Origin of the sequence: Streptomyces sp. NPDC046925 (assembly GCF_040644915.1) — a bacterium.
Taxonomy (GTDB): Bacteria; Actinomycetota; Actinomycetes; order Streptomycetales; family Streptomycetaceae; genus Streptomyces.
On record NZ_JBEYWZ010000021.1, the window covers coordinates 14,764 to 35,585 of the forward strand.

The following is a 20,822-nucleotide window of genomic DNA, read 5'->3' on the forward strand; positions in this document are numbered from 1 at the left end:
GGGGCGGATGCCTACCGCGCCGACCGGCTCTTCCCCTTGCCCTTCTTCCGTAGCTTTCGCAGGCGTGCCTGGTGGGCGGCTCGGCGTTGTTCCTCGCGGGTCGCGCGGATGCGGTAGGCCGCCCAGGACAGGGCCGCGGCGGTGACGGCGTAGGCGAGGAGGGCCGGGAACGCGCCGTCGATCTCGCGGCACGTGGGGCGGTAGGAGACGCAGTTGCGGCCCGGGAGCGCCGAGATGATGTACGCCGTCACGATCACCGGCAGGGACCAGCACACGCCGGTGGCGACGCGGCGTGCGATACGCCTCGGGGTCGCATCGCCCCGCAGCGCGTCGGACGCCCAGAGCCCGCCGCAGGCTCCGGCGACGGCCAGTACCCCGGCCATGATCCCGAAGACCCAGGCGCCGCCCGGCCAGTCCGCGATCAGGCCCGGGGATTCGCGGATCACCGTGCGCCAGGCGCCCTTCGCCCAGAGGACACCTGCGGCAAGGGCGAGCAGGGCAAGGACCAGGGCCACAACGGCGAAACCGTCGCGGGCGCCGGAGCGGGGCGTGTCGTCGGAGCGGCGCGTGTCGTCGGAGGGCGTCATCGTCAGTCCCAGTGCAGCGTGCCCGCCACCGTGTCGAACAGTTCCACCATCTGGTCCGCCAGGGGATCCATGGGGGTGGAGAAGTTCAGGAGCAGCCAGCTCTTGGTCGCGGGGATCGGGACGTAGTACGTGACCAGGGTGTTCGGCAGTGTGCTGCCGAGTTGGGAGGTGGGGTCCGGTGCCTCCTTGCGGCGCTGGCGGACGGCGTTGCCCGCGGCTGCGAGCGTCACCACACCGACCTCCTCCGCGTCGGGCTGGTCCGAGTCATCGGATCGTGCGCCGCTCTTGGAAGCCAAGTGCTCCGCCAGCTCGTGCGCGTCCGAGATGTCCGGCCACTCGTCGGGGCCCGGGATGCTGATGAGGAGCGAGGAGGCCAGGGGGAGTTGGCCGACCGACAGGGTCGAGATGTAGAGCTCCGTGCCGCCGACGCCGTAGGCGTCCTTGGCCTTGCGCTGTATCTCCCGCATGAACTGCTTCTTGATGTGCGGGGCGTTGTCCACGCCACGGAACTGCTGGTCCGCGAGGGCGACGATGCCGCGGTCCCGGTCCTCGGGGCCCAGGGGCAGCGCGAACCAGCCGTCCGGCACGATGACGTTGTAGTCGGAGGGCGGCGAAGTGAATTCGCTGGCGTTCTTCATCGGATGCACGTTCTCGAATTCACTCAGGGGTTTCCGGATTCCGGCTTCGGGGCGATGTCGTTTCCGTCCTCGTCCACCAGATCCAGCCGCAGCGTCGGGACGATCTCGTCCACACGCTGTGTGTTCTCCTCCGTCAGCTGGATCTTCTCCCAGGTCGCCGTGACGACGACCAGGCTCTGCATACCGGGCGGAAACACCGCGTACTTCACGAACTCGGTGATACGGCGGCCGAGCCCGAGCATCCGCTTGATCTTCAGCGTCGCCTGGACCCGCACCGCGGGGCCCGCCGCCAGCTCCAGGCGGGTCACCTCCGGGTCGCCCACGACCTCGCCGTTCTCCCACTCCAGGAGCAGCGGGATGACCTCGTCCGCGGCGGGGCGCGGGACGCCCTCGTCGCCGTACGAGTCGATCACCAGGTTGATCAGGCCCTCGCCGCTCTCCGCGTAGTACGCCGCGACCAGCGCCGGAGCGTCCTCGTTGAGGTTGAGCGCCCGCTCGGCCATGTCGTCGAAGACCGCGCTCTTCTCGATCTCCAGGGAGAGCGGATTGAGCTCGTTGACCGTCTTCGTGGCCAGCGCCTTCGCCTCGGCCTTCGAGTCCTCGCGCAGCGTCAGGTCGACCCAGCCCGGCTGGAGGTCGATACGGACCGCGAAATCCTCGGACAGCGCCGGGACGTCGTCGTCAGGTGTGTTCACTGCGTTCCTTCTTCGGTGGGGAGGACTCAGGCCACGAGATCGTCGGTGGGGGCTCAGGCCACGAGCGGGTTGAGATTACCGTCGAGGCCGAGGCCGGCCAGCGTAATACCCGCTCCGGTGACTCCCAGACGCGTCGCCGTTTGCGAGATCTTGCTCACGGCATTCGCGTCGAAGTTACCGAGTCCGGCCGCTCCCGACTTGATCGACTTCAGGTCGGACGCGACACCGGGGTCGGCCATGGAGAACGACTTCGGAATGCCCTTGAGGGCACTTCCGCCGCCCCGCTCCGCCAGTTCGTTCCTGGCGGCCGCCCAGCTTCCCTCGCCCGGCTTGAGGGTCTTGAGGTTCTTGCCCCAGGCGGCCTTCGAGAACGGCTCGGTGAAAGGCTCCTTGAGGGACTTCCAGCCGTCGCCCTTCTGCAGCTTGAACTTCTTGCCCGAGAGCTTTCGCAGGTTCTTGTTCGCCCTGGTGACCTGCTTCGCGGTCCGCGCCGTTCCGGCCCGCGTCATCTTGCTGAGCGCCGTCTTCGCAAACTTGCCCGCCACCTTCGAGAAGGCCTTGCCCACGCCCATCAGGAGGAAGCCGACCGCCGCGAGACCCACGTCCATCCAGTCCGCATTGCCCTGGAAGACCTGGATGATGGTGCAGATGGTGGTGATCAGCGTGGCGATCATGGCGATGGCGCCAAGCACTCCCGCAAGCGCTTGGCCGATCACCGGAATCCATCCCACCACCAAGGAGAGAATTCCGCAGACCGTGGAAATCAACTCCGTGATTCCCTTGATGTCGTCGACGAGGGATTCCCAGAACCCGTCCTTCAGGGAATCGTCCGCGATGACGTCCTCGATCGCGTCACGCGCGCGCTTCGCCGCGTCGTCACGGACCTTCTTGGCCTGGTTGATCTTCTCGCGGGCGGCCTCGATCGCGTCGCCCGCGCTGTCCCGCGCCTCTTCGAGCTTCTTCTTGTCTTCCTTGCTGTCCGCGCTGTCCTTCTTGCCCTTGTCCTTGTCGGAAAGGGCATCCAGGCTCTTCTGGTTGGCGCTCTTGCGCTCCTCCGCGTCCTGCGCCTCCTTGAGCGCGAGGTCCGCCATCTCCTGGGCGCGGTTCAGGTCGGAGGCGTAATTCTTCGGCTTGGCGTGCAGCTTGTCGTCGAAGCGGCCGCCGACCTCCGTCACCTCGCTGCCGAACGCGTCCGCCGCGGTGTCATACCGCTTGAAGGCCGCCTCCAGCTTCTTTACGTTCCCCTTGGCCTTCTCGCGGAACTCCTTGCCCGCCTTGCTGTCCCAGGCCTCCACCTCGGAGACCGCCTTGATGTTCCTGATCTGCTTCTCGAGCTCATCGGCGGTCTTGCGGAGTTTCTTCCCCAGGTTCGCGACCCGGTCGGCGTCACCGGGAACGGGGTCACTGTCCGCGACCGGGTGCCAATCGCGCGGGCGTCCGGCCATGGCTCAGCCCTTCTTCTTCGACTTGGGGTCATCCGCACCGCGGATCGCCTCGGCAAGCTGATGGTCGATGTCCTCGTACGCCTCGGCCGCGGCCTTGGCGATCTGCGCGAGCGCGTCGACCTCGTCCGTCAGCCTTTTGCGGCTCAACTTCCAGTTGTCCGCGAAATCACCGAATTTGTCGGCGAGATCGCCGTTCCCGAAGTCGTCCTCGTACTGACCGCCGAGATCCTCCAGGCCGTCGAAGGCCTTCTTCACATTGCTGAGCCCGGTGCCCATGCCCTTGATCACATCAAGGTCCAGCCTGGCCCGTTCGCCACCGCCACCCACAGTGCCCCCATGCATTCCACTGCTTACATACGACCGATGCGATGGGCCGCCGCGGAATGCGGCGGCCCATCGCACCGGGTTGTTGCTCACCTGCCCGAAGGCGGGATCACCTGCCCGAAGGCGGAATCACCGACCCGAGGGCGGGATCACCGGCCCGGAAGCCGGATCACTTGCCCTTGACGCCCTTGGCCAGGTCGTCGTCCAGGTCCTCGTACGCCTTCGCGGCGCTGGTCAGGAACTTGCCCATGCCCGTGAGGCCTTCGATGGTGTCCTTGGCGCCCTTCTTGAACTCCTTGAAGGAGTCCTCGAAGGCCTGCGAACCCTTGCGAGTCGTGTAGCCGTTCTTCACCAGGTTCTCGACGTAGCGCTCGAGGGCGTCGAGCTTCTCGTCGATCTTGTCCTTGGCGTCGTTCAGCTTGCCCGCCGCGGTCCGCATCTCCTCATAAGTGATATCGGCGTCTTTGGCCATGTGGCTTCACATCCAATCCAACTCGCCGCAGGGCCATCCCCCTTGGCTCCACCAGTGCGGGCCGCTCAAGCCCGGGCGCCCCCGCGTGCGAGGACGATCGGTTGCTCGTGCGATCTTCCGCTCTTGGGTCAGCAGCTTACGGGTGGGGCTGAAGTGAGCACAGCCCGGTTGAGTCACAGCTCTGCTATGAGCTCGTGGAGCTCCTGCACATCCCGTTGCCTGCGGGAAGGGGGGAGCGGCTATCGTCACTGGAACTGTGGACAGCCTCACAGGCACTGTGGACCAGCCGTTGTGACCGTGTTCCGGAAGCGGTCAAAAACGGCTTATGGGGAGGACGATCGTGCGCCTGACTCTGACCGTCGTCGATCCGCTCGGCGGCGCGAACGCCGACGTCGTGCTCGACGCCGATCCTGAGTCCTCCGTCGGGGACATCGCCAAGGAGCTCGCCCAACAGGTGGGCTACGGCGGCGGTGACGCACAGATCATCCCGATCGGCGGGCACCAGCTCCCCGGCGCAGGCCAGGGCGGGGCACCCGTCGTCTTCGTGGACGGCTACCCCATCGACGCCTCCGCCACCATCGGGACCTCCGCGCTGCGCGAGGGCGCCGTCGTCAGCCTGCACGATCCGGCGGGCTGCCTGCCCGGCGAACCCACCGGCCTGGTCGAACTGCGCATCGCGGGCGGGCCCGCCGCCGGCGCCGTGCACCGCCTCGGGATCGGCCGGTACGACATCGGCAGCGGACCCGCCTCGTACATCCGCATCGACGATCCGGAGCTGCCCGCCCGGGCCCTCACGTTGTCAGTTGCAACCGATGGCACCTGCCAAGTCGCCGTACATGGGGACATAGACGGCGTGACCCTCGAAGGCAAGAAGTTCAGCGAGGCCGAAGACAGCGAGATAAAGGGCGAGAAAAAGGGCGAGGCGAGCGACAAGCCGGAAAAGAGCAGAAAGCGCGACAAGGGCAATAAGGGGGCGGAGAGCGGCGGCGGGAAAAAGCGCGACAAGGGCGAATGGCCGCTCGGCGCGCAGATCGCCGTCGGAAACACCCTGCTCGAACTCGACAGGTACGCGCCGCCCAACGCCGCCCTGAAATGGTCCGAGGACGGCACGGGACTCGACTACAACCGTCCCCCGCGACTGCGTCCGCCCGAGCGGCAGACGAAATTCAGGCTGCCGAGTCCGGTACGTGATTTCGAGGCGCGCCCGCTGCCCTGGCTGATGGCGCTCACGCCGCTCGTCGGTGCCGTCGTATCGGTGATGATCTTCGGCCGCTGGTACTACCTGATCATGGCGCTCCTGAGCCCGCTGATCCTGTTCGGCAACTACTTCATGGACAAGAAGCACGGGCGTAAATCCCATGCCAAACAGGTCAAGGAGTACAACGAACACAAAGAGCGCATCGAGAAGGACGCGCAGGAAGCCCTCGTCGCCGAGCGGATCGACAAACGGCAGGCCATTCTCAGCCCGGCCGGCGTCCTCTCCCTGAGCACGGGCCCCCGCACGCGCCTCTGGGAGCGGCGGCGCACCGACTCGGACCACCTCCTCGTGCGCGTGGGCACCGGGCGGCTCGACTCCGAGGTCGTGCTCGACGACCCCGAGCAGGACGACCACAAGCGCGAGGTCACCTGGAAGATCGAGGACGCGCCCGTCGCGCTCTCGCTGCGCGATCTCGGCGTCATCGGCATCGCGGGCCCCGGCGACTCGGCGAAGGCACTCGGCCGCTGGGCCGTCGCACAGTCCGCGGTCCTGCACAGCCCGCTCGACGTGCAGTTCTACGTACTGACCGAGAACTCCGCGCGCGAGAACTGGGACTGGACGCGCTGGCTGCCGCACGCGCGGCCCTCCGGCTCCCAGGACGTCAACATGCTGATCGGCACGGACGCCGAGACCGTCGGCTCCCGCATCGGCGAGCTGACCCAGATCCTCGCCGCGCGCCAGAAGGCCGCCAAGGAGAACAACCGCGGCGGCGCCACCTCCTTCGGCGATCCCGACATCGTCGTGGTGTGGGACGGCTCGCGGCGCCTGCGCTCCATGCCCGGTGTGGTGAAGCTGCTGCGCGAGGGCCCCGCCGTCGCCATGTACGCGCTCTGCCTCGACGACGAGGAGCGGTTCCTGCCCGGCGAGTGCCAGGCCATCGTGATCGCCGAGCCGAAGCCCGAGGAGATCGCCCTGCCTGCCCGGCCCGCGCCCGGCGGCCAGGCCCCCGTCCCGCCCGCGCCCGGCGGCTTCCCCTCCTTCCAGGCCTGGCACACGACCGCCGGAGACGACGCCGAGCAGGACACCGACAAGCCCCTCGAACTGCGGCTGCGCGTCGAGAAGACCGACGCCGCCCGCATCCGTGACGTACGGCCCGACTTCGTCTCCACCGCCTGGTGCGGGCGCCTGGCCCGCGCGCTCTCCCCGCTGCGGGACATCAGCGGCGAGACCGAGGACTCGGCGCTGCCCGGCTCCTCCCGCCTGCTCGACGTGCTCCAGCTCGAACCGCCGACGGCCGACCAGATCACCGCGCGCTGGCGGATGGGCGGGCAGTCGACGATGGCCGTCATCGGCGAGTCGTACGACGGGCCCTTCGGCATCGACATGCGGCGCGACGGGCCGCACGGTCTGATCGCCGGTACGACTGGTTCCGGTAAGTCGGAGCTGCTGCAGACCATCGTGGCGGCGCTCGCGGTGGCCAACACCCCCGAGAACATGACCTTCGTCCTCGTCGACTACAAGGGCGGCTCCGCGTTCAAGGACTGCGTGAAGCTGCCGCACACCGTCGGCATGGTCACCGACCTCGACGCCCACCTCGTCGAGCGCGCCCTGGAATCCCTGGGCGCCGAGCTGAAGCGGCGCGAGCACATCCTGGCCGCCGCCGACGCCAAGGACATCGAGGACTACCAGGACCTGGTGCGCCGCGATCCCTCGCACGCGCCCGTGCCCCGGCTCCTCATCGTCATCGACGAGTTCGCCTCCATGGTGCGTGACCTGCCCGACTTCGTGACGGGTCTGGTCAACATCGCCCAGCGAGGCCGTTCGCTCGGCATTCACCTGCTCCTGGCCACCCAGCGTCCGAGCGGTGTCGTCTCCCCCGAGATCCGCGCCAACACCAACCTCCGCATCGCCCTGCGCGTGACGGACGGCGCCGAGTCCGCCGACGTCATCGACGACCCGGCGGCCGGTCACATCGCCAAGAGCACGCCGGGACGCGCGTACGTCCGCCTCGGTCACGCCTCCCTCGTCCCCTTCCAGTCGGGGCGTGTGGGTGGCCGCAGGCCCGGCGCGACCGACCCCGCGCTGCTCGCGCCCTGGGCGGGCTCGCTCGGGTGGGAGGACCTGGGCCGTGCCGCGCTGGTCAAGCCCAAGGCGGCGGCGCGCGAGGAGGAGGAGATCACCGACCTCAAGGTCCTCGTGGACGCCGTGCGCGACGCGAACGCGACCATGGGCATCCCCTCCCAGCACAGCCCGTGGCTGCCGGCGCTCTCCGAGCAGCTCCAGCTCGACGAGATCCCGCAGCCGCTCGCGAGCGACAAGCCGGGCGCGCTCGCGCCCGCGCCGTTCGGCCTGGAGGACATCCCCTCCGACCAGGCGCGCCGTCCCGTCGCGGTGAACTTCGAGACGTTCGGGCACCTGCTCATCGGCGGTGCCCCGCGCAGTGGCCGCTCGCAGATCCTCCGTACGATCGCGGGCTCCATCGCCCGTACGCACTCCTCGGCCGACGTCCACCTGTACGGCATCGACTGCGGCAACGGCGCGCTCAACGCGCTGACCCGGCTTCCGCACTGCGGGGCCGTCGTCAGCCGTAACCAGACCGAGCGTGCGGTGCGGCTCATCACCCGGCTCAAGGGTGAGGTCACGCGCCGCCAGGACCTCCTCGCCGACAAGGGCTTCGCCGACATCGGCGAGCAGCGGGCCGCGGTGCCGGACGACGAGCGCCTTCCGCACGTCGTCGTACTCCTCGACCGCTGGGAGGGCTGGCTGCCGACCCTCGGCGAGTACGACCACGGCGAGCTGACCGACGAGCTCCAGGCGATGATGCGCGAGGGTGCGAGCGTCGGCATCCACCTGGTCATCACCGGTGACCGCCAGGTCCTCATCGGCCGCATGGCCTCGCTCACCGAGGACAAGTACGGCCTGCGGCTCGCCGACCGCTCCGACTTCTCGATGCTCGGCATGAACGCGCGCAAGGTGCCGGAGGAGATTCCGCCGGGCCGCGGCTTCAAGAACGAGCACGGTACGGAGACGCAGTTCGCGCTGCTCGCCGAGGACTCCACGGGTCAGGGCCAGGCCGCGGCGCTCTCCGAGATCGGCGAGGCGGCGGCCGCGCGGGACGCGGATGTGCCGCGGGCCCGCAAGCCGTTCCGGGTGGACAGCCTGCCGAGCCGTATCGGCTTCGCCGACGCGTGGGAGATGCGGGATCCGGAGGCGTCGCGCTCCAAGCTGTGGGCGCTGGCCGGTATCGGCGGCGACGACATCATGGGCTTCGGCCCGGACCTCGCGCAGGGCGTGCCCACGTTCGTCGTCGCGGGCCCGGCGAAGTCCGGCCGGAGCACGACCCTGATGAACCTGGCACGTTCGTACATGACGCAGGGCGTACGCCTGGTCATCGCCGCCCCGCGGCCTTCTCCCCTGCGGGAGCTTGAGGGCCAGGAGGGTGTGCTGAAGGTCTTCAAGGACGACGACATCGAGAGCGACGACTTCAAGGAGGTCGTCGAGTCGGCGACTCCCGAGGATCCGATCATCTGGATCATCGACGACGGCGAGGTCCTGGAGGACTGTGACGCCGAGCGCGAGTTCAAGCGCCTCGTGCAGCGGGGTGCCGAGCGGGGGCTCGGGCTCATCATCGGGGGCGACGAGGAGGAGGTGTGCGGTGGCTTCTCCGGCTGGCAGGTGGAGGCGAAGAAGGGCCGCCGGGGCATCCTGCTCTCTCCTCAGGACTCTTCCAGCGGCGAGCTGATCGGCATCCGGACGACCCGAAGCATGGTCGGCGGCCCGATCGCTCCGGGCAAGGGCCTGCTTTATACGGGGAGCGGGGAGCCTGTGACGGTTACTACGCCTATGTGAGGTGACGCCGGGGGCGGGGCCGTTGCCGGGTGCGGGTGTGGCTGGGGGCGGGGTGCGGGGCTGGCTGGGGCGGGGCCGTTGCCGGGTGCGGGTGCGGGTGCGTCGGGGTGCGGTTCTGCTTCGTCTGTGGGTGCGGGTGCGCGCCGGTATGTCCGTCCTCGCCATCCGCCGGTGGGCGCACTTCTACTTCGCCTCGGGAGCGCAGCGAACCGTGCTCCGGGCGGAAATACCGGCACACCCCCTCGCGTCTCGATGCCGGGTGCAGGCCGTCACCAACTGGGCTGTTCCTACGTCGAGGGCCGGACCCGGCGAGTCGGGTGGGTGGGCGAGAAAGCTCCTACGGGGCCCGAGGCGGGGGGCGCGCCGGTGTGTTCGTCCTCGCCATACGCCGGTGGGCACCTCGGGGTTATGTGCGGGAGAGGCGGGCCTCGGGGTTGCCTGACTCTGCGTTTTCCGAGAGGTACATGAGGTCGTCGCCCTTGGGGCGGAGGCGGATCGTGTGGGTGTTTTTCGTGCACTGGGCGGCGCTGTCCGCCTGGCCCTTGCCGCGGGCCACGATCTCCTTGGCGGAGACGGACTTCAGGGTCAGGTCCACCGCGCAGACCCCGCCCAGTTGGTCGGTCTGGGTCATGACGGCGAAGCGGTCACCGATCCCGCCCTGCTCGACCTTGAGTCGGAACGTGCCCATCGGCACCGCCCCGTTCGCCGCGACCGCCTGGCCTTCCCAGGTGCCTCGGTAGGACGCCGGGACCTTGCCGGCACCGTCCGGCTGCTGGCTCGCCGTCGCCGCCGGTGGCTCCTGGCCCGCGTCGTTCGACTCCTTGCCGTTCCCCGGAAGCAGCCCGAACACGAAGACGGAGCCCACCGTCACCGCGGCCAGCGCGCCCGCCACCCCGAGGACCAGCGTGCAACTGACCTTGCGGCCACGCCCGTCGGCCCCGTCGGGCGTCGACGTCGCGGCGACCGACATCGTGACCCGGCCGGGTGGCCTCGGCGGAGTGTCCGGCGGGGTGTCCGGCGTCTGCGTCGGGACGTACGCCGGCGAAGGAACCGGTGCGTACGAAGGGTCCGGCGGGCCGAAGGAACCGCTGCCCACCACCGAACTGCCGAACGGCACCGGCCCCGAAGGCTGCTCCGCGACCCCGGCGCCCTCCGTCTCCAGGTCCAGGATCCGTACGGCACTCCGGCTCACCCGCTCCACCAGCGGACCCGGCAGCCACCCCGCCGACACGAGCCCGTCCGCACCCGAGGGCGCCAGGCGTCGGGCGATCTCCTCCGGCGCCGGGCGCTCATCGGGGTCCTTGGCCAGGCACTGCTTGGCCAGGTCGCGCAGCTCGCCCGTCAGGGAGCCCAGTTCCGGCTCCTCGTGCACCACCTTGTAGAGGAGCGCCGCCGAGGAGTCACCGGGGAAGGGCGAAGAACCCGTCGCCGCGTACACCAGGACGGCTCCCAGAGAGAAGACATCCGCCGCACCCGAGACGCCCCTGCCCAGGATCTGCTCCGGCGCCATGTAGCCGGGCGAGCCGACGGAGACCCCGGTCGACGTCAGCGAGGCCGTGCCGTCCGTCGCCCGTGCGATACCGAAGTCGATCAGGCGGGGGCCGTCCATCGTGAGCAGGACGTTCGACGGCTTCACGTCACGGTGGACAAGGCCGAGCCCGTGTACGTGGGCCAGCGCCTCGGCGAGGCCCGCCACCAGGACACGTACGGAGTGGGTCGGGAGCGGGGACAGGTCACGTACCGCCTCCGCCAGCGAGGGGCCCGCCGCGTACCCCGTGGCCACCCACGGGACCGCCGCCTCCGGATCGGCGTCGAGGACCGGCGCCGTCCAGTCGCCGCCCACCCGCCGCGCCGCGTCCACCTCACGCCGGAAGCGGGCGCGGAACTCCTCGTCGAGCGCGAAGTGCGGATGGACGACCTTCACCGCGACCGTACGGCCGCCGGAACTGCGCCCCAGGTAGACCCGGCCCATACCGCCCGAGCCCAGTCGGCCCAGCAGCCGATAGGGCCCGATGGCGGTCGGTTCGCCGGGATCGAGCGGGTGCATGACGAAGGCCTCCCCCGGACGCGCCGCACGGCCGCGGCCACACGCGCCGCGGGCATTGTCTGCAGCTCAGGGTAGTCCGCGCGTACGCCCGGTGGTTGAGGCGTACACCAGGCCCCGCCCCGTCCCGTCCCGTACTACGGGTGCGACTCCAGGAGTTCCACCTTGACGTCCGCGGGGAACCCCGTCGTCTCGCCCACCCTGCGCGCGAACTCCTCGACGCCCTTCAACTGCGCGCTCCCGAACCGGAAGTCGAGCGTCGTGAAGTACTGCTCGAGGACGGTGGCGTCGAAGGCCTCCCAGCGCGCCGCCTGCTCGGAGACCTTGCCGACCTCCTCAAGGGAGAGGTCGCGCGAGGCGAGGAACGCCTTGTGCACCGCCTGCACGACCCCGGGCTCGCGCTGCGCGTAGTCCCGCCGGGCCGCCCAGACCGCGAAGACGAACGGCAGACCCGTCCATTCCTTCCACATCTCGCCCAGGTCGTATACGTCGAGACCCAGGCGCGGAGCGTCGATCAGGTTCGCCCGCAGCGCCGCGTCCCCGATGAGCACGGCGGCGTCCGCCTCCTGCATCATCAGCCCCAGGTCGGGCGGGCACGTGTAGTAGTCGGGCTGCACGCCGTAGCGCTCGGCGAGCAGCAGCTGCGCCAGGCGCACGGAGGTGCGCGAGGTCGAGCCGAGTGCGACCCTCGCGCCGTCCAGCTGGTCCAGGGGCACCTGCGAGACGATCACGCAGGACATCACCGGGCCGTCGCAGCCGACCGCGAGATCGGGGAAAGCGACGAGATCGTCGGCGTTCCTGAGGAACTCGACGAGAGTCACGGGTGCGATATCGAGATCACCCCGTACCAACTGCTCGCTGAGCTTCTCGGGGGTGTCCTTCGTGAGCTCGAAGTCGAGCAGCGTTCCGGTGCGCGCGAGACCCCAGTACAGGGGCATGCAGTTCAGGAACTGAATGTGTCCGACGCGCGGCCTGGGGGTGCGGTGATCGCTGGAGAGCTGATCCGAGCCTGCCCCGGCGATGGTGTCAACGGGAGAATTGTCCACATCGGGGAGGCTAGCCCCCTTGCGGTACGGTGCAGAAAGCGGGGCCCCGATCTCGCGCTTGTCAAGAGCTTCCGACCTGGTCCGTCAACCCCTCTGGGGGGTCCGTCAAACATCCGGGTGACGTGATCTTGCCCCCTATTGCTTTCGGCTGCCTGCGTGCTAAGCTCGCCGCAAGTTGCAGTTTGGTTTCCCTTGCAGTACAGAGCCTGCGGAGTCATGTGACCCGCGGGCTCTCGTCGTTTTCAGACTTATGCAGTTGTTTCAACAATCGCAGGTTCTGGAGCAGGGCAACCCTTTGGCCCAAGGAGGGCTTATGGCTACCGGAACCGTGAAGTGGTTCAACGCCGAAAAGGGCTTTGGATTCATCGCCCAGGAAGGCGGAGGCCCCGACGTCTTCGTCCACTACTCCGCGATCAACGCAAACGGCTTCCGCTCCCTTGAGGAGAACCAGGCCGTGAGCTTCGACGTCACGCAGGGCCCGAAGGGTCCGCAGGCGGAGAACGTCACCCCCATGTAGTGGGGCGCCCCATGCGAATGGGGCGTGTGACAGTTCCGGTGACTTGATCCGGACATGGATAGCAGTACCCAAGGGGCCCTGCCTTCCCGCTTTGTGCGGGTTGGCGGGGCCCCTGCCTTTTTCTGGCCCCTGGGCCTTTTGCTTTTTTTGGGGGGTGGGGGTCTCTTTTGTCTGCGGGTGTGGTGTGGCTGAGCGCGCAGTTCCCCGCGCCCCCTTCGGGGCCCTAGTCCCCGCGCCCCTATCGGGGCCCGTGGGCCCGTGAACTACGTGTGTTGCATGATCAATACGAAGGTTGTGGCTGGGGTCAGGGCCTCGTAGAGGTGGGGGACGTCGCCTCTGTACGACATGTAGTCGCCGACGGCCAGCTCCACCGTCGCGTCGCGTGGGCCCGCGAGCAGTCGGCCCGTGGAGACGATCAGGTGCTCCACCGAGCCCGGGATGTGCGGCTCCGATTCCCGCACCGAGCCCGGCTCCAGTGCCCCGTGGTAGATGTCGCGCCGGACGCCGGAAGGGCCCGGCGAGAGCAATGTCCCCGCGTACGAGGCCTGTTCGGCGTGCATGGTCGGTCCCTCGCCCGCCCTGATCACCGTCACGGCCGGCGCCGGTGACTCCACGAGGACGCTGAAGGGCACGCCCAGCGCCACGGCGAGGGCCCACAGGGTCTCGATTCCCGGATTGCCGGTGGCCGCCTCCAGTTGGGAGAGCGTCGACTTCGCGATTCCGGCCCGTTTGGCCAGCTCGGAGAGGGAGATCCCCGCCTTGGTGCGCTCGCGGCGCAAGGCGGCGGCGACCCATTCCCGGGGCAGCGTCCCGGAAGCCTTGCCGTCGGTCATTACTCGCGCTCCTTCGCCCCACGGCGGTAGGTGTTCGGTGCAGCGGACTATTCGTTCGGCTTGACGAACACCGCCCGCTCCGGCCATCGTACTCGCATGCGTTCGTCACACCGAACATACAGCCCGCCAGAGCGAACGAACGAGGGGTTCGTCCGCCTTTCCCATCTGCCGCGCGGCGTCCTGCGCGACATCGCCCTCGTCTGGCTCGCCGACGCCGTCGTCGGTGTCTCCTTCGGTGCGATCGCCGTCGCGGGCGGCCTGCCCGTGTGGGTGCCGGTCCTGATGTCGCTGCTCGTGTACGCGGGCTCCGCCCAGTTCAGCGCCATCGGCATCCTCGCCGCGGGCGGCGGTCCGGTGGCCGCGGCGGCGACCGGCCTGCTGCTCAACTCCCGTACGGCGGCGTTCAGTCTGGCCGTCGCGGACAGCCTGGGCCGGTCCTGGCCCGCGCGGTTCCTCGGCGCGCACCTGATCACCGACGAGACCGCGGCGTTCGTGCTCGCCCAGCCCGACCGGAAGCGCCGCAAGGCCGCGTTCTGGATATCCGGGCTCGGACTGTTCGCCGTATGGAACGTCAGCGTTCTCGGCGGTGCGCTCGCCGGTTCCGTCATCGGCGACACCGCCCGCTTCGGGCTCGACGCCGCGTTCCCCGCGGTGCTCCTCGCCCTGGTCCTGCCCGCCCTGCGCGCCGACAGCATGACGCGGCGGGCCGCGGCCGCCGGTGCCGTGATCGCGGTCGCCGCCGCGCCCGTGCTGCCTGCCGGGGTGCCGGTGCTGCTTGCCCTGCTCGGGCTGCTGGCGGCGCGGCGGGGGCCGGGGCGGCGCTCTGTCTCCCGCCCCGGCCGCCCCGATTCCCCGAGGAGTCACTCGTGAACGCCTACCTCGCCTGCGTCCTCGTCCTCGCCGCCGGAACGTACGCCTTCCGCCTCGCGGGACCCCTGCTGCACGGGCGCGTCGAACTGCCCGCCCGCATGCAGGAGTTGCTGACCGTCGGAGCCACCGTCCTGCTCGTCGCGCTGCTCGCCACCGGCGCGCTCACCGAGGGGCACGGTTTCGCCGGGTGGGCGCGGCCCGTCGGTGTGCTGGCCGGCGGGGTGCTTGCCTGGCGCAGGGCGCCGTTCGCCGTGGTCGTGGTGGGCGCGGCGGCGACTACGGCGCTGTTGCGTCTGGCGGGAGTGTCCTGACCGGTGAGGGCGTCTTGACCGGTGAGGGTGTCCTGACCTGCGGCTCGTCCTTCTCGGCCGCCGTGTTCCCGTACAGCGCATCGACCACCTCCGCGTACCGCTCCGTCACGGCCCGCCTGCGCACCTTCAGGCTCGGTGTGAGCAGTCCGTCCTCCACCGTGAAGTCCTCGTCGAGGAGGGCGAAATCGCGGATGCGGGCCGGGCGCGAGACCTCCGCGTTGGCCGCGTCCACGACGTCCTGGACGAGGGCGCGGACGCGGGGGTCGCGCGAGAGCGGCTCGGTCAGTCCGATGCCTTCCCGTCCGGCCCAGCCGCTGATCTCCTCCGCGTCCAGCGTGATCAGGGCCACCGGGTAGGGGCGCTTGTCCCCCACCATCACGGCTCGCGACACGAACCGGGAGCGCTGCACGGCGAGTTCGCTCAGGGACGGGGTGAGGTTCTTGCCGCCGGAGGTGATGATCAGGTCCTTCTTGCGGCCCGTGATGCTGAGGTAGCCGTCGGCGTCGAGGGCGCCCAGGTCGCCGGTGTGCAGCCAGCCCTTGTCGTCCAGGGCATCGCGGGTGGATTCCGGGTCGGCGTGGTAGCCGGGGAAGATCATCGCGCCGCGGGCCAGGATCTCTCCGTCGTCGGCGATACGGACCTCGCAGCCCTCTACGGGGCGGCCGACCGTGCCGTGGCGGACGGCTCCCGGATGGTTGAGGCTGATGACACCGGCCGACTCGGTCATCCCGTAGCCCTCATAGAACGGGATGCCGCAGGCCCGCAGGAAGTCGATGACGTGCGGGGCGATGGGGGCGCCGCCGGTCAGCGCCCACCGCACCTGGCCGCCGAGAGCCTGCCGGACCAGGCTGTAGAGGGCCTTGTCGGCGGCCTCGTACGCGTCCCGGAGATCGGGCGGCAGGGCGCCGTCCGCCGCGAGGACCCCGATGCGTACCGCCTCCTCGAAACGTTCGCGGCCCCCGTCCTGCGACTCGGCGAGGGACAGCACGACGGAGTACACCTTCTCGAACAGGCGCGGTACGGAGGGCAGATGCGTGGGCCTGGCCTCGGCGAGTTCGGCGACGACGTTCTCGATCTTCCCGCCGAAGAAGCAGAGCTCGCCGCCCTGGATGAGGGTCGTGAACTCGATGAGCTGAGCGAGGAGATGGGCGAGGGGGAGGTAGAGGTACGTGGAGTCGCCGGGGCCGCCCTGGATCAGGGGGAGAGTGGCGGACTGGACGGCGCCGAGATTGCCGTGGGTAAGCAGACACCCCTTGGGCAGGCCGGTGGTCCCGGAGGTGTAGATGATGGTGGCCAGATCGGCGGGGGTGCGGGCGCGGGCCCGGTCGAGGAGGGCGTCCGGCGGGCCGGGGTCGGGGCGCTGCTCGCGCTCCGGCATGACCAGTACGTGCCGCACGCCGGGAAGGCGGGGGCTCAGACGGTTGATCTTCTGGGTCTGGGCGGTGGTTTCGCAGAGCACTACTGAGGTTCCGGAGTCGCCGATGACCCACTCGATTTCCTCGTCGCCCGCCGTCGGGTACACGGGGACGACCACCGCGCCCGCCGCGAGCGCGGCGAAGTGGGCGTAGGTCCACTCGGGGCGGGTTTCGGCGAGGATCGCCACGCGGTCGTCCGGGCGGACGCCGAGCGCGAGCAGCCGCGAGCCGAAGTCCCTTACGCGGGCCCGCAGTTCCTCGTACGAGATCTGCTCCCACGTCTCGCCGCCGCCGGAATCCGTGGTCCTGAAGCGGAGTGCGGGCAGCTTGCCGTGGCGGTCGGCCGCCCATTCGGTGAGGACGGCCAGGGTCTCGGGGCGCTCCGTCGGCTGCATGCGTACGACGCTAAGGACAGTGCCGCCCCTCGCGGGATGGCGGGAAGCGTCAGCGGGGTTGGCCGCGGCGCTCAAGCGGAACGTGTGCGTGGGACGCGTGAAGCGGGACGCGTGAAGCGGGACGCGTGAAGCGGGACGCGTGAAGTGGGGTCGCCGAGTTCGAGAAGGCGCCGGACTGGGGAGGGACATCCCATGCCCAGCCGGACCATCACCGTCCACCACGTCCGCGCCATGCTGCACGGCGCCGAACGGCACGGAATCGACACCGTCCCGCTGCTCCGCACCGCCCAGATCCCGCCGCTCCTCCTCGGCGACGACCGCGCCCGCATCACCGAGGTGCAGTTCGCCCGCCTCTTCCGGGAGTTGTACCGCGCCACCGGCGACGAGTTCCTGGGCCTCGGCTCGGCCGCGAGCAGGCCCGGCACTTTCGCCATGATGTGCCACGCGTCCATCGGCTGCCGCGATCTCGGCGCCGCGATGGAGCGTGCCGCCACCTTCTACGGGCTGTTCCCCGGCGGCCCGGATCTCATCCTTGAGTACGGCGAAGACGGCACCGGCACCGGCGGCGCCGTCTTCGCCGTACGCAACGACCTCGAACACGACTACTTCCTCGCCGAATGCCTCGTCATCATCTGGCACCGCCTGTGCAGCTGGCTGATAGGGCGCCGCATCCCCCTCCACTGGGCGGAGTTCGGGCATCCGCCGCCCCCGCACAAGGACGAGTACGGGCTGCTCTTCGGCTGCACCGTCCGCTTCGGCGCGCCCCGCACCGGCGCCGGTTTCGACGCGCACTGGCTGGCCGCCCCGCTGATCCGGGACGAGGAGGCCCTGGAGGGCATGCTGAACCGCGCCCCGTTCGACCTCCTCTCACGGCGCGAGTACGGGACGACGGTCGCCGAGCAGGTGCGGCGCGCCCTGACCCGCTCCCTGCGCACCTCGCCCCGGCTCCCCTCCCTCGGCGAGATCGCGGCCCGCCTCGCGGTGAGCCCCGCGACGCTGCGGCGGCGCCTCGCCCGGGAGTCCACCTCGTACCAGCAGTTGAAGGACGCCGTGCGCAGGGACGCGGCGATCGCGGGCCTCGCGGAGGGCGCGGAGCCGATCGCCGATCTCGCCGCGCGGCTCGGCTTCTCCGAGGACACGGCGTTCCACCGGGCGTTCCGCCGGTGGACGGGGACGACACCGGGCGCCTACCGCTATGAGAAACGGGCTCAACAAAGCTGAGCGCTCCCGCCAGCGCCGGACTTACCCGCGAGTCATTACGGTCGTCGCCTGCACACCCCAGCCACTGAGGACAGTTGGGAGAGCCGTATGCACATACGTACCAGCGCAAGAGCTCTGGCCGTGGTGGCCGCGCTCGGACTTTCGGGCGTCACTCCGCTCACGGCGCAGGCCGCCCCGGCGGCGGAGACGGCCCGATCGGCGGAGGCCGCCGCCCCCGGAGACGTCGTCAGCTCCGCGCCGAGCAGCTTCCACCCCCTCCCCGGCCAGCCGACCAACACCAAGGCCTGGAAGATCGACTACCGCTCGACGACCGCGAAGGGCGAGCCGAACACCGTCTCCGGCACCGTCATCGTGCCGCAGGACGGCAGGAAGGGACCCCGCCCCCTCATCACGTACGCCGTCGGAACGATCGGCATGGGCGATCACTGTGCCCCGAGCGCCGGCTTCCCCAAGGGCACGACCCTCGAAGCCAACCTCATCCAGCAGCTCACCCTGCGCGGCTGGGCGGTGGCGGTGACGGACTACGAGGGCCTGGGCACCCCCGGCGACCACACCTACACGGTCGGCAGGGCGGAGGGGCAGGCCATGCTCGACGCCGCCCGCGCCGCGATCCGCCTCCCCGACGCGGGGCTCGGCAAGGACACCCCGGTCGGCATCATGGGCTACTCGCAGGGCGGCCAGGCATCGGGCTGGGCCGCCGAACTGCACGGTTCGTACGCCCCCGACCTGAACGTGAAAGGGACGGCCACCGGCGGAATCCCGGGCGACCTGATGAAGGTGGCGGACTTCAACGACGGCTCGTACGGCTCCGGCCTGATCTTCATGGCCGCCATCGGCCAGAACGCGGCCTTCCCCGAACTGAACCTGGAGTCCTACCTCAACCCCACGGGCAAGAAGCTGATCGGCACCCTGCGCGACAGCTGCGTGGCGGACGGCGCGGTGCTCGGCGCCTTCAAGAAGATCTCCGACATGACGGTGAAGAACCCCCTCGACCAGCCCGACTGGCAGCAGCGCCTGCGCGAGTCGACGGTCGGCACACGGGCTCCGGACGCGCCGGTGTACCAGTACCACGTGATCACCGACGAGTTGATCCCGTACGGCGTGGGCAAGCAGGTCCGCAAGGACTGGTGCGCGAAGGGCGCGAACGTGGAGTGGCACACGGTCCCGCTCGGCGAGCACGTCTCCGGGGTCATCACGCAGTCGCCGCTGGCCGCGAACTGGCTGGCGGAGCGGTTCGCGGGGAAGCCGGCGCGGGGCAACTGCTGACCGGCAGGGCATGACGGCGGCGCGTGAGGGTCCACAAACGTGGGCCGCCACGCGCCGCCGTCGATCAGCCGCCGTCGTTCAGCCCCGTCGCTCAGGCCGCCTCCCGCTCCACCGGAATCCACAGCTCCGCGTCCGCGTGCGTGCCGTCGTCCGAGAGGCGGGTCCGCAGGATCTCCGGGCCCGGCCTGCTCCGGTACGGGTTGGACGGGAACCACTGCGTGAACACATCCCGCCACAGGTTCTGCAACGTCTGCGGAAACGGCCCGTCGCTCTCGAACACGGCCCAGGACCCGGCACCGACGGCGAGCGCCTGCATGTCATCGGGCACGTCGGGTGAGTGCGGGCCGGTCACCACGCCCTGGTAGTAGTCGAGTTCGGTCCCTTCGGCGCGGCTCTCGTCCAGTTGATCGCTCACCGATACGAGCCCGTACGGCTCCTGCCCCTGACCCGGCTCCTGATGATCCGGCAGGCTCTCGATGCGCCGCAGCGTCTCCTTGCCGATCCCCCGGATGAATTCGGCGATATACGGATTCACGCCCTCGTGGACGAGCGGCACACGCGCCTTCCTGCCGACGACCCGGAACGCGTCCCTCTCCACCACCCTGTACCGCATGCTGCTGCTCCCTTCGACGACGAGGCGAAAGGACATCCGGGGCTGGGAGTGCAGAGTCGCGCCGCCGCGCCTGGCCTCGCCCGGCCCGACCCCGTGCATGGAGCGGAACGCCCGCGCGAAGGCCTCTCCCGACGAGTAGCCGTACCGGACGGCGATGTCGAGCAGCGTCCGCTCCCCGGCCAGTACCTCGCCGCCCGCGACGGTCAGCCGCCTGCGCCGGATGTACTCCGAGAGCGGCAGCCCCGCGAGGCCGGAGAACAGCCGCCGGAAGTGGTACTCCGACGTAACCGCCGTCCGCGCAAGGTCGGCCACGTCGATCCGCTGATCGAGATGATCCTCGATCTGCTCCATGGCCTGGTTGAACCGCTCAAGCACCGCGCGGCTCCCCGTACCAGCGCCAGGAGGTCAGGCGGGGGTGGCCCGGGAGTTCCCCGCGGCCGGTGGCCCAGAGCAGGGTGGGCCAGGGGTCGGTGTCGTGCGGGGCATCCGGGAAGAGCCGGTCGAGTACGCGGGCGCAGATGTCGGCCGGGGGTGCCCACGGCAGGCCGAGGCCTTCGGCCAAGTCGTAGGTGTGGGCCAGGGTTTCGACGATGCCCATCGCCGCGAAGCCCTCGGGGTCGGAGATGCCGAAGCCGTGGTAGGCGCGGGTGGTCGGCGGTGCCGTGCGGACCATGGCGATCAGCAGCGCGCCGCTCGCCTCCAGGACCTGGAGCAGCCCGGCGGGGCCCGCCGCGCGGTTCGCGTGGATGGCGTTGGAGGGGCCGCCGGGCCGGCGGGGCTCCCAGACGAACGGGACCTCGTCGTCCAGGGGCGGCTGCCGGGGGCCGAGTTGGGCGGCGTACGCGAAGAGGTCGTCGCTCAGATGCTCCACGGTCTCCCAGCAGTCCCACTCCAACGAGCCCGCCTTGCCGTCCCAGGCCCCGGGCGGCGCACCGCGGAGGGCGTCGAGCGCGAGCTGCACCGCCCGATCCAGGTCATCGGCGGTGACGGGAGCGGGCGTGGGGGCGTCTTCGTCGGCTTGTCGGCGCATACGGCGAACGGTAACCGCGCGGCCGCCGCGGCCCCACCGAGTTTCCCGCCGGG

At 70.0% G+C, this 20,822-nt stretch carries 18 protein-coding genes; 6 read left to right on the forward strand and 12 right to left on the reverse strand.

Annotation, left to right across the window (positions count from 1 at the left end; genetic code table 11):
* Positions 1–11: 11 nt before the first annotated feature.
* From ABZ906_RS43775 to ABZ906_RS43800, 6 genes are all read right to left on the reverse strand, one after another.
* Positions 12–587 carry a hypothetical protein gene (locus ABZ906_RS43775; protein WP_361392751.1) on the reverse strand — a complete coding sequence of 192 codons (576 nt, stop codon included), beginning with the start codon at positions 585–587 and terminating at the stop codon, positions 12–14.
* 2 nt (positions 588–589) lie between these two features.
* Positions 590–1,225 (reverse strand): hypothetical protein, encoded by a 636-nt coding sequence (locus ABZ906_RS43780; RefSeq protein WP_361392753.1) that lies wholly within the window; start codon positions 1,223–1,225, stop codon positions 590–592.
* A gap of 23 nt (positions 1,226–1,248) precedes the next feature.
* The gene (locus ABZ906_RS43785) at positions 1,249–1,920 is read right to left on the reverse strand and encodes a hypothetical protein (protein ID WP_361392755.1); all 672 of its coding nucleotides are present in this window, start codon (positions 1,918–1,920) and stop codon (positions 1,249–1,251) included.
* A gap of 53 nt (positions 1,921–1,973) precedes the next feature.
* Positions 1,974–3,365, reverse strand: a complete 1,392-nt coding sequence (locus tag ABZ906_RS43790; protein WP_361392757.1) for a hypothetical protein — start codon at positions 3,363–3,365, stop codon at positions 1,974–1,976.
* A 3-nt stretch (positions 3,366–3,368) separates the two neighbouring features.
* The gene (locus ABZ906_RS43795) at positions 3,369–3,641 is read right to left on the reverse strand and encodes a hypothetical protein (protein WP_361199596.1); all 273 of its coding nucleotides are present in this window, start codon (positions 3,639–3,641) and stop codon (positions 3,369–3,371) included.
* 217 nt (positions 3,642–3,858) lie between these two features.
* Positions 3,859–4,161: a WXG100 family type VII secretion target gene (locus ABZ906_RS43800; protein ID WP_190085684.1), complete on the reverse strand. Its 303-nt coding sequence runs from the start codon at positions 4,159–4,161 to the stop codon at positions 3,859–3,861.
* A gap of 340 nt (positions 4,162–4,501) precedes the next feature.
* On the opposite strand from ABZ906_RS43800, the gene ABZ906_RS43805 reads away from it, so the two are divergent.
* Positions 4,502–9,208 carry an FtsK/SpoIIIE domain-containing protein gene (locus tag ABZ906_RS43805; RefSeq protein ID WP_361392759.1) on the forward strand — a complete coding sequence of 1,569 codons (4,707 nt, stop codon included), beginning with the start codon at positions 4,502–4,504 and terminating at the stop codon, positions 9,206–9,208.
* A gap of 406 nt (positions 9,209–9,614) precedes the next feature.
* On the opposite strand, the gene ABZ906_RS43810 is transcribed toward ABZ906_RS43805, so the two are convergent.
* Together ABZ906_RS43810 and ABZ906_RS43815 are read right to left on the reverse strand one after the other, a co-directional pair.
* Complete coding sequence (locus tag ABZ906_RS43810; RefSeq protein WP_361392761.1) at positions 9,615–11,255, reverse strand: serine/threonine-protein kinase; 1,641 nt, start codon at positions 11,253–11,255, stop codon at positions 9,615–9,617.
* A gap of 134 nt (positions 11,256–11,389) precedes the next feature.
* The gene (locus ABZ906_RS43815) at positions 11,390–12,274 is read right to left on the reverse strand and encodes a menaquinone biosynthesis protein (protein WP_361392854.1); all 885 of its coding nucleotides are present in this window, start codon (positions 12,272–12,274) and stop codon (positions 11,390–11,392) included.
* Between the two features lie 337 nt (positions 12,275–12,611).
* Here ABZ906_RS43815 and ABZ906_RS43820 point away from each other — a divergent pair, with 337 nt between their 5' ends.
* Positions 12,612–12,815, forward strand: a complete 204-nt coding sequence (locus tag ABZ906_RS43820; protein WP_006138897.1) for a cold-shock protein — start codon at positions 12,612–12,614, stop codon at positions 12,813–12,815.
* Between the two features lie 263 nt (positions 12,816–13,078).
* Here ABZ906_RS43820 and ABZ906_RS43825 read toward each other — a convergent pair whose 3' ends face one another.
* Entirely contained in the window at positions 13,079–13,648 is a 570-nt protein-coding gene (locus ABZ906_RS43825; RefSeq protein ID WP_361392763.1) for an XRE family transcriptional regulator, read from the reverse strand.
* A gap of 96 nt (positions 13,649–13,744) precedes the next feature.
* Between ABZ906_RS43825 and ABZ906_RS43830 the strand changes: the two genes are divergently transcribed.
* Together ABZ906_RS43830 and ABZ906_RS43835 are read left to right on the forward strand one after the other, a co-directional pair.
* Positions 13,745–14,518 carry an AzlC family ABC transporter permease gene (locus tag ABZ906_RS43830; RefSeq protein WP_361392765.1) on the forward strand — a complete coding sequence of 258 codons (774 nt, stop codon included), beginning with the start codon at positions 13,745–13,747 and terminating at the stop codon, positions 14,516–14,518.
* Positions 14,515–14,829, forward strand: a complete 315-nt coding sequence (locus tag ABZ906_RS43835) for an AzlD domain-containing protein (protein WP_361199580.1) — start codon at positions 14,515–14,517, stop codon at positions 14,827–14,829. The genes ABZ906_RS43830 and ABZ906_RS43835 overlap by 4 nt, the downstream gene beginning before the upstream one ends.
* On the opposite strand, the gene ABZ906_RS43840 is transcribed toward ABZ906_RS43835, so the two are convergent.
* The gene (locus ABZ906_RS43840; RefSeq protein ID WP_361392767.1) at positions 14,795–16,639 is read right to left on the reverse strand and encodes an AMP-dependent synthetase/ligase; all 1,845 of its coding nucleotides are present in this window, start codon (positions 16,637–16,639) and stop codon (positions 14,795–14,797) included. The two genes, ABZ906_RS43835 and ABZ906_RS43840, sit on opposite strands and share 35 nt — an antisense overlap.
* A gap of 192 nt (positions 16,640–16,831) precedes the next feature.
* Between ABZ906_RS43840 and ABZ906_RS43845 the strand changes: the two genes are divergently transcribed.
* The gene (locus ABZ906_RS43845) at positions 16,832–17,860 is read left to right on the forward strand and encodes an AraC family transcriptional regulator (RefSeq protein ID WP_361392769.1); all 1,029 of its coding nucleotides are present in this window, start codon (positions 16,832–16,834) and stop codon (positions 17,858–17,860) included.
* Positions 17,861–17,947: 87 nt separating this feature from the next.
* The gene (locus tag ABZ906_RS43850) at positions 17,948–19,126 is read left to right on the forward strand and encodes a lipase family protein (protein WP_361392771.1); all 1,179 of its coding nucleotides are present in this window, start codon (positions 17,948–17,950) and stop codon (positions 19,124–19,126) included.
* 91 nt (positions 19,127–19,217) lie between these two features.
* On the opposite strand, the gene ABZ906_RS43855 is transcribed toward ABZ906_RS43850, so the two are convergent.
* Positions 19,218–20,114, reverse strand: a complete 897-nt coding sequence (locus ABZ906_RS43855) for an AraC family transcriptional regulator (RefSeq protein ID WP_361392773.1) — start codon at positions 20,112–20,114, stop codon at positions 19,218–19,220.
* A complete protein-coding gene (locus ABZ906_RS43860) occupies positions 20,107–20,769 on the reverse strand; it encodes a DinB family protein (RefSeq protein ID WP_361392775.1) in 663 nt (220 codons plus the stop codon). The genes ABZ906_RS43855 and ABZ906_RS43860 overlap by 8 nt, the downstream gene beginning before the upstream one ends.
* Positions 20,770–20,822 lie beyond the last annotated feature (53 nt).